General features: G+C 60.9%; 20 protein-coding genes. 12 read left to right on the top strand and 8 right to left on the bottom strand.

The features are described 5' to 3' along the window. The first annotated feature begins 28 nt into the window (after positions 1-28). Positions 29-1,045 (top strand): ParB/RepB/Spo0J family partition protein, encoded by a 1,017-nt coding sequence (locus Q5H94_RS17790; protein WP_304562644.1) that lies wholly within the window; start codon positions 29-31, stop codon positions 1,043-1,045. Positions 1,046-1,052: 7 nt separating this feature from the next. Here the strand turns inward: Q5H94_RS17790 and Q5H94_RS17785 are convergent, their stop codons facing one another. Further along, on the bottom strand, positions 1,053-1,931 hold the full coding sequence (locus Q5H94_RS17785; protein WP_304562643.1) for a hypothetical protein: 879 nt from the start codon (positions 1,929-1,931) through the stop codon (positions 1,053-1,055). 213 nt (positions 1,932-2,144) lie between these two features. Between Q5H94_RS17785 and Q5H94_RS17780 the strand changes: the two genes are divergently transcribed. From Q5H94_RS17780 to hmpA, 5 genes are all read left to right on the top strand, one after another. Beyond that, positions 2,145-2,564: a hypothetical protein gene (locus Q5H94_RS17780; protein WP_304562642.1), complete on the top strand. Its 420-nt coding sequence runs from the start codon at positions 2,145-2,147 to the stop codon at positions 2,562-2,564. Further along, positions 2,561-3,775 (top strand): tyrosine-type recombinase/integrase, encoded by a 1,215-nt coding sequence (locus Q5H94_RS17775; protein WP_304562641.1) that lies wholly within the window; start codon positions 2,561-2,563, stop codon positions 3,773-3,775. Before Q5H94_RS17780 ends, Q5H94_RS17775 begins: the two co-directional genes overlap by 4 nt. A gap of 334 nt (positions 3,776-4,109) precedes the next feature. Then, entirely contained in the window at positions 4,110-4,574 is a 465-nt protein-coding gene (locus Q5H94_RS17770) for a group III truncated hemoglobin (RefSeq protein WP_431312191.1), read from the top strand. Then, positions 4,567-4,842: a DUF1971 domain-containing protein gene (locus Q5H94_RS17765; protein WP_304562639.1), complete on the top strand. Its 276-nt coding sequence runs from the start codon at positions 4,567-4,569 to the stop codon at positions 4,840-4,842. Before Q5H94_RS17770 ends, Q5H94_RS17765 begins: the two co-directional genes overlap by 8 nt. A gap of 40 nt (positions 4,843-4,882) precedes the next feature. After that, positions 4,883-6,094 (top strand): NO-inducible flavohemoprotein, encoded by a 1,212-nt coding sequence (hmpA, locus tag Q5H94_RS17760; protein WP_304562638.1) that lies wholly within the window; start codon positions 4,883-4,885, stop codon positions 6,092-6,094. A gap of 42 nt (positions 6,095-6,136) precedes the next feature. On the opposite strand, the gene Q5H94_RS17755 is transcribed toward hmpA, so the two are convergent. The 6 genes from Q5H94_RS17755 to Q5H94_RS17730 form a co-directional block, all read right to left on the bottom strand. Beyond that, positions 6,137-6,382, bottom strand: a complete 246-nt coding sequence (locus Q5H94_RS17755; RefSeq protein ID WP_304562637.1) for a hypothetical protein — start codon at positions 6,380-6,382, stop codon at positions 6,137-6,139. A 17-nt stretch (positions 6,383-6,399) separates the two neighbouring features. After that, positions 6,400-6,792 (bottom strand): superoxide dismutase, encoded by a 393-nt coding sequence (locus tag Q5H94_RS17750; protein ID WP_341850118.1) that lies wholly within the window; start codon positions 6,790-6,792, stop codon positions 6,400-6,402. A 16-nt stretch (positions 6,793-6,808) separates the two neighbouring features. Continuing rightward, complete coding sequence (locus Q5H94_RS17745; RefSeq protein ID WP_304562636.1) at positions 6,809-7,096, bottom strand: hypothetical protein; 288 nt, start codon at positions 7,094-7,096, stop codon at positions 6,809-6,811. Positions 7,097-7,269: 173 nt separating this feature from the next. Beyond that, positions 7,270-7,668, bottom strand: a complete 399-nt coding sequence (locus tag Q5H94_RS17740; protein ID WP_304562635.1) for a hypothetical protein — start codon at positions 7,666-7,668, stop codon at positions 7,270-7,272. Continuing rightward, on the bottom strand, positions 7,665-8,333 hold the full coding sequence (locus Q5H94_RS17735) for a carbonic anhydrase (protein WP_304562634.1): 669 nt from the start codon (positions 8,331-8,333) through the stop codon (positions 7,665-7,667). Before Q5H94_RS17735 ends, Q5H94_RS17740 begins: the two co-directional genes overlap by 4 nt. Continuing rightward, positions 8,330-8,971, bottom strand: coding sequence for a peroxiredoxin (locus Q5H94_RS17730; protein WP_304562633.1), 642 nt, complete (start codon positions 8,969-8,971; stop codon positions 8,330-8,332). Before Q5H94_RS17730 ends, Q5H94_RS17735 begins: the two co-directional genes overlap by 4 nt. 28 nt (positions 8,972-8,999) lie before the next feature. On the opposite strand from Q5H94_RS17730, the gene Q5H94_RS17725 reads away from it, so the two are divergent. The 4 genes from Q5H94_RS17725 to Q5H94_RS17710 all read left to right on the top strand — a co-directional run bounded on the left by Q5H94_RS17725 (position 9,000) and on the right by Q5H94_RS17710 (position 11,170). Then, positions 9,000-9,356, top strand: a complete 357-nt coding sequence (locus tag Q5H94_RS17725) for a hypothetical protein (protein ID WP_304562632.1) — start codon at positions 9,000-9,002, stop codon at positions 9,354-9,356. Positions 9,357-9,436: 80 nt separating this feature from the next. Then, positions 9,437-9,676 carry a hypothetical protein gene (locus Q5H94_RS17720; RefSeq protein WP_304562631.1) on the top strand — a complete coding sequence of 80 codons (240 nt, stop codon included), beginning with the start codon at positions 9,437-9,439 and terminating at the stop codon, positions 9,674-9,676. Between the two features lie 163 nt (positions 9,677-9,839). Then, positions 9,840-10,688 carry a LysR family transcriptional regulator gene (locus Q5H94_RS17715; RefSeq protein ID WP_304562630.1) on the top strand — a complete coding sequence of 283 codons (849 nt, stop codon included), beginning with the start codon at positions 9,840-9,842 and terminating at the stop codon, positions 10,686-10,688. Continuing rightward, positions 10,685-11,170 carry a DUF6306 domain-containing protein gene (locus tag Q5H94_RS17710; protein ID WP_304562629.1) on the top strand — a complete coding sequence of 162 codons (486 nt, stop codon included), beginning with the start codon at positions 10,685-10,687 and terminating at the stop codon, positions 11,168-11,170. Before Q5H94_RS17715 ends, Q5H94_RS17710 begins: the two co-directional genes overlap by 4 nt. 29 nt (positions 11,171-11,199) lie before the next feature. Here Q5H94_RS17710 and Q5H94_RS17705 read toward each other — a convergent pair whose 3' ends face one another. After that, positions 11,200-11,643 (bottom strand): Rrf2 family transcriptional regulator, encoded by a 444-nt coding sequence (locus Q5H94_RS17705; protein WP_304562628.1) that lies wholly within the window; start codon positions 11,641-11,643, stop codon positions 11,200-11,202. A 227-nt stretch (positions 11,644-11,870) separates the two neighbouring features. Here Q5H94_RS17705 and Q5H94_RS17700 point away from each other — a divergent pair, with 227 nt between their 5' ends. Beyond that, positions 11,871-13,505, top strand: a complete 1,635-nt coding sequence (locus tag Q5H94_RS17700) for a nitrite/sulfite reductase (RefSeq protein ID WP_304562627.1) — start codon at positions 11,871-11,873, stop codon at positions 13,503-13,505. Then, positions 13,498-13,938, top strand: coding sequence for a DUF934 domain-containing protein (locus Q5H94_RS17695; protein WP_008828734.1), 441 nt, complete (start codon positions 13,498-13,500; stop codon positions 13,936-13,938). The genes Q5H94_RS17700 and Q5H94_RS17695 overlap by 8 nt, the downstream gene beginning before the upstream one ends. The last annotated feature ends 161 nt before the right edge of the window (positions 13,939-14,099 follow it).

The raw sequence follows: 14,099 nt of genomic DNA, 5'->3' as shown, positions 1-14,099 counted from the left end.
GTGCAATTCCGGGTGAAGGAACGGCTTCATGAGCAGAAAGAATGCGAGTTTCGCAGCAGAACTGGCCGCTGGGATCAATCCGCCCGAAGAGGATGCGCCCGCGCCGCGCCGGCCTGGCCTGGGAGCCAATGTCCTGACAGGCCGGGAGAACCGATTGGCCGAACTGGCGGCGGGGACGGTCGTCAGCCGCACCCATGAATTGGTTGATCCCGCGCGTTGCCGGATGTGGGCTGGGCATAACCGCGAATATGCCTTGCTCAACGAAGAGCGGTGCGCCGATCTTATCGAAAGCATGAAGGCGCAAGGGCGCCAGGAGATGCCCGCAATCGTCCGCCGTGTGCGGGGGGAACCCGATTATGATTTCGAGGTGATCTGCGGCGCGCGGCGCCATTGGTCGATCAGCTGGCTGCGCAGCCACAACTATCCCGACTTCCGCTTTCTCGTCGATATTCGCGAACTATCGGACGAGGAAGCGTTCCGCATAGCGGACATTGAGAACAGGGCGCGCGAAGACCTCAGCGATCTCGAGCGCGCGCGTGATTATCTCCGCGCTCTGGAAGCCTATTATGAGGGCAGGCAGAAGGTCATGGCCGAGCGGATCAATGTCACCGAAAGCTGGTTGAGCCGCTATCTCGACCTCGCGCGTCTGCCGGCCGAACTGATGATCGCCTTTCCCAATCCGCAGGATTTGCGGATCAAGCACGTCACAACGATCAAGCCATTGCTGAAACCCGACGATCGTCGCCAGCGGGTATTTGCCGAAGCGGCGGCCTTGAGGGCGCGATCGGGAGGGGAGGGCGCTCCGGTCGCCGTGCCGGATATTGTTCGTGCGCTGGCGCTGGCGGCTGATCCCCCCAAGAAGTCAGGATCCCCCAAGAGGTCAGGATCGAGCGAAACCGTGGCGTCGCAGAACGGAAAGCCGTTGCTCCGGTTCGAAGGCAGGGATCGCAAGGGGGTTAGGATCACCTTGCTCCCGCATGCTGGCGGATCACGGGACGAAGCGGAGGCTGCTATCAAGACCCTGCTCGATACGCATTGGCGGTAGCGCTGCCTTACCCGAGTTTAGCCACCAGCTTGCGGGCCCCCTGTGGAGTAACGTCGAGGAGCCGCGCCACGGCAGACGGACGAAGCCCAGGATAGGCGAGCGCAAGCCGGGCAAGGAGTGGTGCCCGGCTGCGGCGCGTTGCGGACACCGCCAATGCCTTTGACCCCTGGCGCTCGATCCAGTCGAGATCCTTCAGGCCGGATTGGCAGGCAACGAGCAGCGATCGTGTAATGACATTGGTCAACGCACCTACGTCAGGTGGCGGGAATTTCGGCAACAGAATGAGAGACGGCAGGACGCCGAGAGTGAGTCCGGCATGATGGAGCATCGCGGGGACATGGCTGGCCACCAACCAAGCGCGGTCGCGCACGCGCGGCTCGAGATTGAGCGTTCGACCGTCGATCGCTGTCACGTCCACCGCAGACTGCTCGGCGACGACGACCGTATTGAGCATAGCGGTAATCCGATCGGCGACGGAGGCCAGCGAAGGAGAAGGGTAGGGTGCTTGTGCTTCGATGCGAGCCTGCCGCCACGCGGGACCGAAATAGGCCAGGTCGCTGCCTGCCCAGACTTCGGCTTCGGATCGATCATCCAGCACAGTGCGCAAGACGTTGAGCGTCGCGCGCGCCAGCGGCCCGTTGTCGCCAACGCTGGCCTCGATTGCGAGATGAAACACCGCCGCCACCGAAACGGGATCGTTCAACCCTTCAGAGGCGCGAGGAGGGGATGTGCGTCCGCAAATCCAGTCCTGCAGATGCCGGACGTCGATGGGCACGCCGGCGAGACCGGCGAGTTGGGCTGCGCCCTGCAACCGCGCACGGGCCAGCCAGATATCAGCCCATGGGCTGTTCTGCAGTCGTCCATCCAGTCGGCCGAGCAGGAGCATTGCTTGCTCGCTGGAGGCACAGGAAGGGGAGGGGGAGGCCATCAACCCTGGCTCTATCGCAACCATTTGGGAAACCAAAGTCAGTAGTTGGTTTCCCTCTACGATACTGACCAGGTATGCACATGCGATAATTTCAGTTATCAAATAAGCATGTTTGACGTCTCTCTATAAGGTGGAGTAGAGAAACCGCCCGCAGGCGAGGGGGCAAGGCGCGTGGATAAGACGGTTTTCTGGTCCTGGCAGAGCGATCTCGACGCGCGGGTGACCCGTGATCTCATCCGCTCGGCGCTCGATCAGGCGATTGGCATGCTCGCAGCCAACCTCGATGAGGCCGATCGGCCGAGCCTGACCTCGGACACGCAGGGCGTCGCCGGAACGCCCGATATTGTCGCCACCATCCTGCGCAAGATCGACGAAGCGGCTGTCTTCGTCGGAGACGTCACCCCGATCGCGGTCTCGGCGAGCGGCAAGGCCTGCGCTAACCCCAAAGTGCTGATCGAACTGGGCTATGCACACCGGGCGCTGGGCGAAAACCGTGTGCTGCAGGTCGCCGTCGACGCGTTCAATGGTCTCGCCGCCATCTACGGGGTTGAGGCACACAGCTTCGATCAGATCGTCGCGCTGTCGAGATGAACACGGCAGAGAGCCTTCCAGCGCTGATCGGCGGTCAGTCTGGCTCGCAGACCGTCGACCTCGTCTGGGAAGTGACCAAGCTACGCTGTCAGTCGCCGATCACGGTGAATGCCGAGTTGATCGCCGCCTATCAGGCGGCCTCCTCACCGCACACTCTGCGTGCCCTAGCGGGCGACATCGAGGCATTCGATCTTTGGTGTCGGCAGAACGGGTGCGTGACCGTGCCGGCGACCCCCGAAGCCGTCGCCGACTATCTGGATTGGCGGGCCGGGAAGGGGGGCAAGCCCGCCTCACTCGGCCGCTACAAGGCCTCGATCGCCAAGCTCCACCAGCTACTCGAATTGAAGGATCCGACGCAGGCCGAGCTGGTCAAGCTGCGGCTGCGGGCAATTCGCCGCGAAAAGGGCGTCGCACAGGCCCAGGCGCGTCCGCTGCGATTCAAGGGGGCGGTCCGCGATGTCGAGCGCGATCAGCCCCGCGGTCTTAACATCAGGGCGATCCTGGAAGCCTGTGGCGACGATTTGCCGGGCCTTCGCGATCGCGCCTTACTGTCGATCGCCTACGACACCGGCCTGCGCGCCTCCGAACTGGTGGCGGTCGAGGTGGAGCATGTCCTCGAGGCCATCGATCCCGAGGCGCGGCTACTGACGATTCCGCGCCACAAGGGCGACCAGGACGGGGAGGGGGCCACCGCGTTCCTGAGCCCGCGCTCCGTGCGTGCGATCACGGCCTGGCGCGCGGCGTCGGGGGTAGAGAGCGGGCCATTGTTTCGCCGGGTGCAGGTGCGCCGTTACAAGGCGCGGGCGGCGGTCAAGGGGCGGCGGATCGAGACGATTTCTGGCCGCGAAGCCTGGGATCTGCGCAAGACGTTGCCGAAGCCGGCGGTGCCGGCGCGCACCGAATATGATGTGGGAGAGGGGGCGTTGCACCCGGGTTCGATCGGGCCGATCTGGCGGGCAATGATCCAGCGCGCGTTCGACAAGGGCGCGCTGAGCGACCTCACCGCCGATGATCTGGCGCAGTTGCTCAAGGGGGTGAGCGCGCACTCGACGCGGGTGGGCTTGAACCAGGATCTGTTTGCGAGCGGCGAGGATCTGGCGGGGATCATGGATGCGCTACGCTGGAAGAGTCCCCGGATGCCGCTCGCCTATAATCGCAATCTGGCGGCAGAGCAGGGTGCCGCCGGCCGCTTGATCGCGAAAATCGGGTGATCAGATCTTGAGCTGCGCACAACTAGGTATTTGTGACGGTGTTTGAAAAATCCGAGTGCGCCAGATCACGCGGATTAGCGCTCCAGGGAATGTCCGACGGCATCGGAAAAGAAAACCCGCCCGTCTTTTGACGGGCGGGCAAGGGAAGGTGTCTACGTCTTACCGAGACTCCTTCGGGTCGCTGGCAAATGCTATGCCTTCGTGTTTCGGATCCAAGGCGAAACTGGCGGGGCTGAGCAGTTTCTCAGGCTGTGTACATCGCCGCGACCGACGACCTGGAAATATGCGCTAGCCTTGCGTTTATGCGCAATCATGATAGATGTATTAAAGATGCATGATTGGAGCGCGAGTCGTGGACGGTGTCTCGAAAATCAGAGAAGAAGACCTGCCTCCCTTAGTGGAGGAGTTTTACGCACGGATCCGCGCTGATCCCGAACTTGGGCCGATTTTCAATGATGCGATCGACGACTGGCCGGAGCATCTCGGGAAGCTGGCTGCGTTCTGGTCTTCCGTCATGCTCACCAGTGGCCGATACAAGGGTCAACCGGTGCCGGCCCATCTGAAGCATAAGGCGAGGATAACGCCCGCGCTCTTCGAGCGGTGGCTCGCGCTCTGGGTGCAAACGACCAATGACATGATGACGCCCGAAGCGGCTGCTGCACTACAGGCGAAGGCGAGGCGGATCGCCGAGAGCCTGCAACTCGCGATGTTCTTCCAACTGGAGGGACGGAGTGCCGCAACGGTCACAAGAGCCAAACAGGCGGATGCGCCCGAGCGACGAGTGCAAGCCCATGACTGACAACTTGCCTTATCGTTCCACGCCGGTGTTCGATCAGGATACGCTGCCGGCTGCCTTGCGCGCGCGACATGACACGAAGGCAGGTGTCTGGGGCGTGATCCGGGTTCTCGAAGGCGAACTCAGGCTAACCTACCTCGAGCCACCTTCGGAGATCGTCCTGACGCCGGACCAGCCTGGTTTGCTCCTCCCTCAGCAACCGCATTTCGTAACGCCGACAGGGCCGATGAAGATGCAGGTGGATTTTTACGATCACAAGCCCGGGCTCTGACATTCCGGGATTTTCAACGCATTCAAAAAAGGAGAAGTTGATGACGCAGCCCCTCAGCGGTCAGACCATAGCGCTCGTCAAGGCGACCGTGCCGGCACTCGAAGCCCATGGCCTCGACATCGTGCACGAGATGTATTCCCGTATGTTCCAGAATCCGGAAATTCGTGACCTTTTCAATCAGTCGCATCATGGCGACGCCGGTTCGCAGCCACGCGCGCTTACCGGCGCTATTCTCGCCTATGCGAGCAACATTGAAAATCTCGGTGCGCTCGCGCCGGCGGTTGAGCGGATCGCGCAGAAGCATGTTGGCCTGCAGATTCTGCCTGAACATTATCCGCACGTTGCCGAGGCGCTCCTGGGGGCGATCAAGGCAGTGCTGGGCGATGCGGCGACCGATGAAATTCTTGCTGCCTGGGGCGAAGCCTACTGGTTCCTGGCCAACATCCTGATCGCCCGCGAGCAACGGGTCTACTCGGAGCAGAAGGACGCGACCGGCGGATGGAATGGCTGGCGCGAATTTCGCGTCGAGGACGTCGTGCGTGAGAGCAGCGTCATCAATTCCTTTATTCTGCGCCCCGTCGATGGCGGGGCCGTCATGCGGCACAAACCGGGGCAGTATCTGACCTTCTGGCTCGAAATTCCGGGGCATCCGCCCGTCAAGCGCAACTATTCGATTTCAGCAGCCCCCAACGGCGAGACCTATCGCATTTCGGTCAAGCGCGAACCGCATGGCCTTGCGTCGGGCTGGCTCCATGATGACGCCAAACCGGGCACGGTGCTCAAAGTGGCGGCGCCGGCAGGCGAATTCTTCCTGGCAGCGCATGTCGAACGCCCGGTGATCCTCCTGTCGGGCGGTGTGGGCCTGACGCCGATGGTGGCGATGCTCGAAACGCTTGCCGAAGGCGGCGCCAGAGTCCCCGTGCACTATGTCCATGGAACCCATGACCGCGATACGCATGCAATGCGCGATCATGTTCGCGCTCTCGCTGGGGGGAACAAGTCGATCACCGTCACCGATTTCCATCAGACCCCGCTGGAAGATGAAGTCGCAGGGCAGGATTATGACGTCGCCGGTATCATCACCGACGAATGGCTGGCTGCCAACACGCCGGTGGCTGAGGCTGATTACTATATCTGCGGACCGCGTCCGTTTCTGCGGCACGCCGTCTCAACCTTGTCGCTGGCTGGCGTCCCATCCGACCGCATTCATTACGAATTCTTCGGTCCGGCGGACGAATTGCTAGCCGCCTGACTGAGCGCGGAGAAGGGCGACATCGCCCTTCTCCGCGTCTGCTCAAACCGTCATGCCGGCGTGATCGCGGACTTCAGGACGAATTTGGACGTCTCCGACAGTGTCCTCGACGAGGATCGCGAACTTGGCGCCCTTGTAATAGATGCTGGGCCGATGCCAGGCCCGCGTCACGATAACGACCGTTCCGTCGATCTCGACCTCTTCGCCTGCCTTGGGTGACCGCGCGAAGTGAAAACTGCCCCAGGCTGCTGGGGAACTGCTATCGCCAGCCAAAACGTCAATGAGCATTTCGTTCTCCTCTTTATTCAACGGGCAGTCTGCGATGGGGGATAGCGCCACGGCTTGCCTTGGCCGATCGCTGCGTCGAACTGCATTGCAGCGAAGTGCCAGTTTGCGAGCCTGTGCCACCAGGACGTGAGCCAGCCCGCGCGGTCCTGACGGTAATCGATGTAGTAGGCATGCTCCCACACGTCGCAAGCGAGGAGCGGCGTCACCCCTTCCTCAAGGATCGGACTACCCGCGTCGTGGGTCGAGAGCACCTCGAGCTTGCCGCCCTTCGCGATAAGCCAGACCCAGCCCGATCCGAAATGGCCCGTTCCTTCGGCGGCAAATCGCTGCCCGAGCGTTTCGAGACTCCCGAATTCGGACGAAATGGCGCTGGCGAGGAGTCCAGAAGGTTTGACCGCTTTCGGCGCCATGCTCTCCCAGAAGAAGCTATGGTTCCATGCCTGGGCTGCATTGTTGAAGACGCCCTTCGCGCCGCTGCCGTGTGCGATCCGGATGATTTCCTCGAGTGTGTGGGGCCGAAAAATTCTGCTCTGACAGCAGCCGATTGAGCGTTTCCACGTAGCGTGCGTGATGTTTGCCGTGGTGGATCTCCAGTGTTTCCGCCGAGAGGACAGGCTCGAGATCCTTGGTCCCATAGGGCAGGGGAGGCAATTCGAAGACGAGCCTCTCAAGGTCGGATTGGGCTATTACAGCATTGCGGCTTTGATCAGCCATCGCTTGTCTCCTTGAGCAGAAATAGCGCCGGAAATCTTTTCGGCCGCCGCGTGATGACGAGTGTGACCCCATCCGGCGCAGATAAGCCTGTAGGACGGTCCTGATGATGAGGGCTGCGGGATCATTGCTGATGCAGCGGCACAGGGCGCTGCAATGGTGTTTGATGAGAGCGGTCAATGTGCATAGGACAGTTCTGCCCTTCGCGCATAGAGCGCGGCCATACACAGGGCGATTGCCCCAACCGGGTGATGGGCTGTCCATTGGCCAAGCTCGCCCACCACGGTGGTCCCCTCGGGGCCGGCTTCGATCCAATAGCCGGGTGGCACCAACATAGCGGCAGCGCGGCAAGTCGCCGTGTAGAGCAGTGCCCGAACGTGGCTGCCGTCGTCCTGCAGCCAGACTCCGGGAGCAATAACGGTCAAACAGCGCAGCGTCGGAAATACGGCCAGCGCAATCCGTGAATCGATGTCGCGATCGGGTTCACACGCGCCCTGGCAGGCGGAGATGGCGTCGACGAGGCTGTCGTCGTGACCAATCGCCCTCACGCGGCGCAGGGCGTGCACGGCGTTCATGACGCGCCTACAACCAGAACTGCCTCATCGGGGTCGCGGCTGACGGGTGAGCAGACCGGTTGGAGGAGGCCGTCTCCAATGGCGTAGACCCAACCGTGAAGTGTTAGCGAAGCGTGCTGCGCCCAGGCCCGAACGACCAATGGGTTGGCTGCGAGTGCTTTCACCTGGGCACGGATATTATGTTCGCACAAACGGTCTGCATTGGTATCCGGGGTGCAGCAGACTGTTTGATGGAGCACACGCACGGGTGCGAGCCAAAGCCCGATCGCGTCGTCCCTGTCCGGTGCCATTGCCGCTTGAATCCCGCCGCACCCGTAATGGCCCACGACGATGATGTGCTCGACCTTCAAAACATCGACCGCGAACTCCAAGGCGGCGGCGAAGTTAGGATCGCTCGGCGTGGTGAGATTGGCGACGTTGCGGTGAACAAACATCTCGCCGGGATCGAGATCGACGATTTCGGTGGCCGGCACCCGGCTGTCCGAACAGCCGATCCAGAAGTAGCGTGGCCGCTGCTGGCCTACGAGCCGTTTGAAGAATCCGGGATCGATCAGGGTTTTGGCGTCAGCCCATGCGCGGTTGCGGGCCAACAGGTCGGAGAGGCCGCCGTCGTCTGCTCCATCGGCGGCGGTCTGCCTTTTTCCAGTCTCCTCCAATTGCCTCATTGCCCGGGAGCCTGCAGATCGACGACCCGAAGGTAGGGCTTCAGTGTCTTGTAGCCTTGTGGGAACTGCCGGGATGCCTCCTCGTCCGACAGCTTCGGCGATATGACAACCGGCTCGCCGGGTTCCCAGTTGACCGGCGTTGCGATGCTATGGGCATCTGTGAGTTGGAGGCTGTCGATGGCGCGGAGAATCTCGGCAAAATTCCGACCGGTCGAAGGCGGGTAGGTCAGGATGAGCCGCACCTTGCGTAATGGATCGATGACGAAGACGGAACGGACAGTGACCGTCGGGTCGCTCTCGGGGTGGATCATGTCGTAGAGCGCCGACACCCTGGCGTTGGCATCCGCGATCATCGGGAAGTCGAGTTTCGTCCCTTGGGTTTCGTGAATGTCCAGCTCCCATTTGTGATGGGCCTCGACCGGATCCACCGAGAGGCCAATGGGTTTGACGTTGCGTTTGTCCCATTCGGGCCGGAGCTTGGCAACCTCGCCCAGTTCCGTCGTGCAGACCGGCGTAAAATTCTTGGGATGGCTGAACAGGACACCCCAGCTTCCGCTTAGCCAATCGTGGAAGCTGATGCGACCGTGCGTGCTGTCCTGCTCGAAATCGGGGGCGATCTGCCCGAGCTGAATGGCCATGGGAACTCCTTCATATCGCAGATCTGATGTGGAGATGGACGAAGCATCATACAAACGAATGTTATTATTATTTATCAGCAAAACTATTGGGTATAACTTAGCGCCGGGTTTCCGGTCCGAGCCCCACGATCACGAGGAGGGCTATCAGCATGGCGAACAGCACTATCCCATTACCCTCCCCTTCGGCGACGAAGCCGTTTTGGCGGAGAAAATCGACAAAAAGGCGGATCGAGACGAAGGCGATGCTTGCGGCGAAAATCAGATAGAGGCCGGACATGAAGGGAGGGCGCTCTGGTCCACGCGCTTGCCGGTCATCATCGTTGTCAGCATTCACGGCTGCTTTGTCCGTGATGAAGGAGGCGGTTTGCGGCGGCAGGTTTCCTGAAGATTAGGGGCGTCTTCACCCGCCGGCTGTCGGTCTTCAGATGGCCACAGCGCAATGAAGTCAAACGGAGGGGGCACTTCATGCCAGTGCTGACGCGCTCGGCGATGTGCCGTTTGTTCCCAATCGAGAGAGAAGATCACGCCGAAACAAACCGCGAGCACGAAGACCATCACGGCAACAAAGACATCGTCACTGATCGCACCAGCGTCGTGAAAACTGAAGAGTGCGATACCTATCCCCAAAACCAGCAAGGCCAGCGCTATGCTGACTTTCCAGATTTCGGCCCGCGGCGGCGGCGGTTCAGGCGTGAAGCGGCCTAAAGGTTTCATCTGAAAGTTCGCCCAAACCGTTGGACGCCTTATCGTTGTTGGTACCTGTCCAGGGTCGATCACACGGGTCTTGCCTTGTGATCCCATCATCGGCCCGCTACCATGAAGCAAGCAAATGAATATTATTGCGCTTTGAGTGCAAGGATGATGGTTGATGGATATCAATGTTGCGCGCACATTCCTGGAAGTCGTGAAAACCGGCAGCTTTGTGAACGCGGCGTCGAACCTTCACCTCACGCAGACCGCAGTGAGCGCCCGAATCCGGGTGCTTGAGGATCTGCTCGATCGGCCCGTATTCATCCGCAACAAGGCGGGTGCAAAGCTGACACCAGCAGGTGAGCAGTTTCTTCGCTTCGCAACCACCATGGTGCAGGTCTGGGATCGGGCGCGCCGCGCCGTCGCGCTGCCGCCGGGACGGGAGACCGTGGTGACGGTCGGCGCCGAACTCAGTCTCTGGAGTCCCTTGCTGCGACACTGGCTGCTCTGGATGCGGCGCGAATGCCCCGAAATCGCGGTAAGCACCCATATCGACACATCCGAACGCCTGATGGGGCAGGTCCAGGATGGCACACTCGATATGGCGGTGCTCTATGCCGCGCCGAGCCGTCCGGGGATCATCGCCGAACTCTTGTTCGAGGAAAAGCTGGTCCTGGTGCGGACCACGCCAACCAGCAGCCCTCTCGCACCGGAAGATCATGTTCAGATCGATTGGGGTGAGGAGTTTGCCGCGAGCTATCACGCCGCTTTCCCGGATCAGCCTAACGCCGTCGTTTCGATCAGCTATGGTCCGCTCGCGCTCGATTATATCCTGGCGACAGGGGGGAGCGGCTATTTTCGCAAGGGCTTCATCCGGTCCTATCTCGAGGAAGGCCGCCTCGCTCTCGTCCCCGGAAGTCCTGAATTTTCGTACTCGGCCTATGTCGTCCACAGCACAAAGGCCGACCCGGGCGTGATGGACCGCATTCGTGCCGGCCTCAAGGCGGCCGCGGCGATTACAGCATGACCGTGAACGAACCATCCTCACCCGTTTGCTACGCCAGCGAAGCCGATGACATTTACATGGGCTTTGTCGGTCGCGAGGAGATCCTCGCGGCGCTCAACGAGCTGCTGGAAGCCGAACGGGCCGGCGCCCGCGTCGCGCTCGCCAGCGCCAAGTCGGCGAGCGATCCCGACTATGCCGAACTGATGCGATCGGTCCGTGCCGACGAAGCGCGTTGGTGCGCGATGCTCTCGAGGCAGATCAGGCGATTGGGCGCAGCGGCCTCGCGCAAGACCGGCGTCTTTTACGAGAAGGCGCGGGCAATCCCTGATCCGCTTGAAAGGCTAGCCTTTCTCAACCGCGGTCAGGCCTGGGTGGTTCGCAAACTGGAAGCTCTGGCCCCCAGGGTTCGTGACGAGGCATTGCATGCCGATCTGCGCGAGATGCTCGAGAGTCATCGGGTCAACATCGCTCGCGCCGCAGCGCATCTTGAAGCGGAGCATTGACCTGCGCGGAAATCCGCAAGCTGTACCATTCAGTCCATGCCAACGCCGAGCGGTGATTGGCGGTTAATCAGCCGCTTCATCGCCTCACGATCGGTCAACAGGTCGGAAATCCTGTAGGTATCGAATACCGCCATCATCGCCTGCATGCCTTGTGCCAGTACGCCGGTCAGTCCGCATGCGGGAGACAGCGCGCACCCGGAACAATCCGCGAGCTGGAAGCCTTCCTCAGTGCGGCGGACGACCTCGCCGACAGTGATCTCATCCGCTGGTCGGGCGAGACGCATGCCGCCGGCGCGACCGCGAACGGTTTCGATGAAGCCGTCGTGCGCCAGGGCGTTGACGACCTTCATCAGGTGATTGTGGGAGACATCATAAGCCCGCGCGATTTCGCCGATCGAACACAGGCGCTCTTCGTGAAGGGCCAGGTGAATCAAGACCCGCAGTGAATAATCCGTGTAGCGTGTCAGCCGCACGCAAAACTCCCGAGAAACAATCTGCAAACACCATACCTGTATGTAACAGACATGTTAAGGCCGGGATTGCCCTCGATGCCGGCTTGCAACGATCGGCCCATGGTTATTGACCTGCAGCGACCTGCCTTATCGAGCAATTATTTTGATGGATCGCTGCATTAAAAGTCATTTTGTGCATGAGTGCTCATGATGCCATCCTGATGTCCCCTTGGGCGTGAGAGGCTGATATGTACAAATACGACGAGTATGATCAGGCCATGGTCGATGCCCGGGTCGAAGAGTTTCGCGACCAGACGCGCCGTCGGATCGAAGGCCATCTCAGCGAAGACCAGTTCAAGCCTCTGCGGCTCAAGAATGGGCTCTACCTGCAACTGCACGCTTATATGCTGCGCGTAGCGGTGCCTTACGGTACGCTCAATTCGCGGCAAATGCGCAAGCTGGCGCATATCGCGCGCAAATATGACCGAGGCTACGGTCATTTCACGACGCGGCAGAACATCCAGTATAACTGGATCAAACTGGCGGAGGCACCCGACATCCTCGCTGAGCTCGCGACGGTGGAAATGCACGCCATCCAGACGAGCGGCGAGAGCATTCGCAACCTGTCGGCGGATCATTATGCTGGAGCTGCTCCCGATGAGATATGCGATCCGCGGCCCTGGGCGGAACTGATCCGCCAGGCCACGACGTTCCATCCAGAATTCAGTTATCTGCCGCGCAAGTTCAAGATCGCAGTGATCGCCGCGCAGGAAGACCGTGCCGCGCTGCGCTGGCACGACTGTGCGCTGCGCATCGTCAAGAACGAGAGCGGTGAGCAAGGCTTCGAGGTCTATGCTGGCGGCGGTATGGGGCGCACGCCGATTATCGCTTTCCCGATCAGGGAGTTCTGTCCGGCAGGCCAGATCTTCTCCTATATCCAAGCGATCCTGCGGGTGTGGAACCGGCATGCGCGGCGCGACAACATCCACAAGCAGCGGATGAAGATCCTTGTCCATGAACTGGGAGAAGAAGAGTTCCGCCGTCAGGTCGAGATGGAGTTCGAGCATATCCTGACGCTGGGCCGGGATTTTCCGCAGGCTGAATATGACAGAATTGCCGCCCATTTTGACCCGCCGCCGTTCGAGACCGCGCTTTCTGAGGAGCTCGACCGCTCCGATCCCGACTTCGCGCTATGGGTCGATCGCCAGGTCGCCGCACATAAGGCGCCCGGTTATGCCATCGTCAATATCAGCCTCAAGCCCTGCGGGGGCATCACCGGCGACATTTCAGCCGAGCAGATGGAGCTCGTGGCCGACCTTGCCGAACGCTACAGCTTCGATGACCTGCGCTCGACGCACGTCCAGAATCTCGTGCTGCCCCATGTGCGCAAGCAGGACCTCTATGCGGTCTGGCAGGCGCTCGATGCCGCGGGGCTGGCAAGCGTCAATCTCGGTCTCGTCACGGACATCATCGCCTGTCCTGGGCTCGATTATTGCAGCCTGGCCAACGCGCGTTCGATACCCGTCGCGCAACAGATCGCGGAGCGCTTTGCCGATCTCGATCGTCAGCTCGACCTCGGCGAACTCAAGATCAAGATTTCGGGCTGCATCAACGCCTGCGGCCATCACCACGCGGCTCATATCGGTATCCTTGGTGTCGATCGTAAGGGCACAGAGAACTACCAGTTGCTGCTTGGCGGGTCCGGGGCCGAGGATGTTTCGCAAGCCAAGATTACCGGGCCGGGCTTTGACGAAACCGGGATCGTCGATGCCGTCGAACGCACGATCGAACGCTATCGTGAGATTCGCGAGCCAGGTGAACGCTTTCTCGATTGCTATCGCCGCGTTGGCATGGACCCGTTCAAGGAGGCAATTTATGGGTGATCCGCTACGCTTCCGGGACGACCCGGCACCGGATGAGCCGGGGGTTTCCCTGGATGCGTTTCTCAATCAGAAGGACGCAACCTCGGTGCTTCTCGAGGCGGGCGATGATGTCCGCGCCTTGTTACCCGAACTTGGCCGCGTGCGCCTCGTCGAGATAGACTTTCCGCGGTTTCGCGATGGGCGTGGTTTTTCCAGCGCAAGCATATTGCGCGAGGCGGGCTACACAGGCGAAATCCGTGCGATCGGTGACGTGCTCGTTGATCTCGTATTCTTCATGCGGCGTTGCGGCTTCGACAGCTTCGAGCCCGACGCCCCCTTTCATCCGGGTGCCGTCGATGCCGCACTGAGCCGCTACCCTGACGTCTATCAGTCGGCGACAGATGGACGAGAGCCGATCTGGGCGCTGCGGCATCCCCAATTCGCCGCTGAATGAACGCAGTTCGTTCCTATGGTTTGGACGGTAGCTTCGGCACCTGAGGCGCGCGCCATATAATGACCAGATCATCGTGTCTTGATGCGCGACTTGAGTGCTGGAAGCGATGAGCGGGACCCTTGTAAATATATCGTAATACGATATATTAGAATGAGGGACGC

Source organism: Sphingomonas immobilis, assembly GCF_030580995.1.
Lineage (GTDB): Bacteria > Pseudomonadota > Alphaproteobacteria > Sphingomonadales > Sphingomonadaceae > Sphingomonas > Sphingomonas immobilis.
Note: the sequence above shows the minus strand (reverse complement) of the source record. Positions and strands in the feature narration are given on the sequence as shown.